The sequence below is a fragment of the Parafrankia soli genome, assembly GCF_001854695.1.
GTDB classification, from domain to species: domain Bacteria; phylum Actinomycetota; class Actinomycetes; order Frankiales; family Frankiaceae; genus Parafrankia; species Parafrankia soli.
The window spans coordinates 1-1,337 of sequence record NZ_MAXA01000174.1 but is presented as its reverse complement, the minus strand read 5'-3'; the positions used below and the strand labels follow the sequence as shown (position 1 = coordinate 1,337).

Sequence of the window (1,337 nt, the reverse complement as noted above, 5' to 3'; positions counted from 1 at the left end):
TGTTACTGTTGCGGGTCTTCTTGATGATCAGGTGGCGCGGTCGCCGGGGGAGATCGCGCTGGTTGCGGGTGCGCGGAGTTTCACGTTTGCGGGGTTGTCCGCGGAGGTGAACCGGTATGCGCGGCTGCTGCTGGAGCGGGGCGTGCGCCAGGAGCACAGGGTTGCGCTGCTGCTGCCGCGTGATGAGCGGATGGTCATCGCGATGTTCGCGGTGTTCGCGGTGGGTGCGGCGTATGTGCCGATCGATGCGGAGCTGCCCGATGACCGGATCGGTTACATGCTCGATGTGGCGGGTCCGACGGTCACGCTCGTCACCGATCGTGACGTGGCACGGCTCGGGCCCGCGGCGGGGCGGGTGGTGAATCTCGACGATGCGGTGKTGCGTGCGTGCGTCGCGGAACTGGCGGATGGGCCGGTCACCGTGGCCGAGCGCGGCGAGGAGGTGTCGCTGGATCATCTTGCGTACATCATCTTCACGTCCGGCTCGACGGGCCGACCGAAGGGTGTCGCGGTCGGTTACCGGGGCCTGACGAACATGTATGCCAACCATGTGGAGAAGATCTTCGACCGCGTGGTGGCCCATCAGGGCGGGCGGCGGATGCGGATCGCGCATACGACGTCGTTCTCGTTCGATGCGTCGTGGGAGCAGCTGTTCTGGCTGCTCAACGGCCACTCGGTGTATGTGATCAACGAGGAGATGCGCCGGGATCCGCAGCAGCTACTCGCGTACTACGACGATCAGCGCATCGATGGCTTCGACGTGACTCCCTCGTACGGGCAGGTGCTCGTTGAYGAGGGTTTGCTGGAGCGTGACCGGCCGGCGGGTCGATCGGTGTCGGCAGACGCGACGGGCGTGGTGTTCGTGTCGCTCGGCGGTGAGGCGGTGCCCGAGCGGCTGTGGCAGCAGCTGCGAGATGCCCCGGGCGTGGAGTCGTACAACCTGTACGGGCCGACCGAGTACACGATCAATGCGCTCGGCGCGGATCTCGCCGACAGCCCGAACCCCAGCGTGGGCACGCCGATCTTCAACACCCGGGCGTACATCCTGGATCAGAACCTGCAGTTTGCCCTGCCCGGTGTTCCAGGTGAGCTGTATCTCGCGGGCGCGGGCAATGCGCGCGGCTACTGGGAGCAGCCCGCCCTCACCGCCGAGCGGTTCGTGGCGTGCCCGTGGGAGCCGGGGGCGCGGATGTATCGCACGGGCGACCTGGCCCGGTGGAACGACGAGGGGCGCATCGATTACCTCGGTCGTGCCGACGAGCAGACCAAGATCCGCGGGTACCGGATCGAGCCAGGGGAGATCCGTGACGTGCTGGAGGCGCACCCGGAGGTCGTGC

The 1,337-nt window shown here is 67.2% G+C and carries 1 protein-coding gene; it reads left to right on the top strand.

The genetic code is table 11. The annotated features are described in order from the left end of the window. Nucleotides 1–1,337, top strand: a 1,337-nt coding sequence (locus BBK14_RS14515; RefSeq protein WP_131802312.1) for an amino acid adenylation domain-containing protein, incomplete at both ends; no start/stop codon positions are given.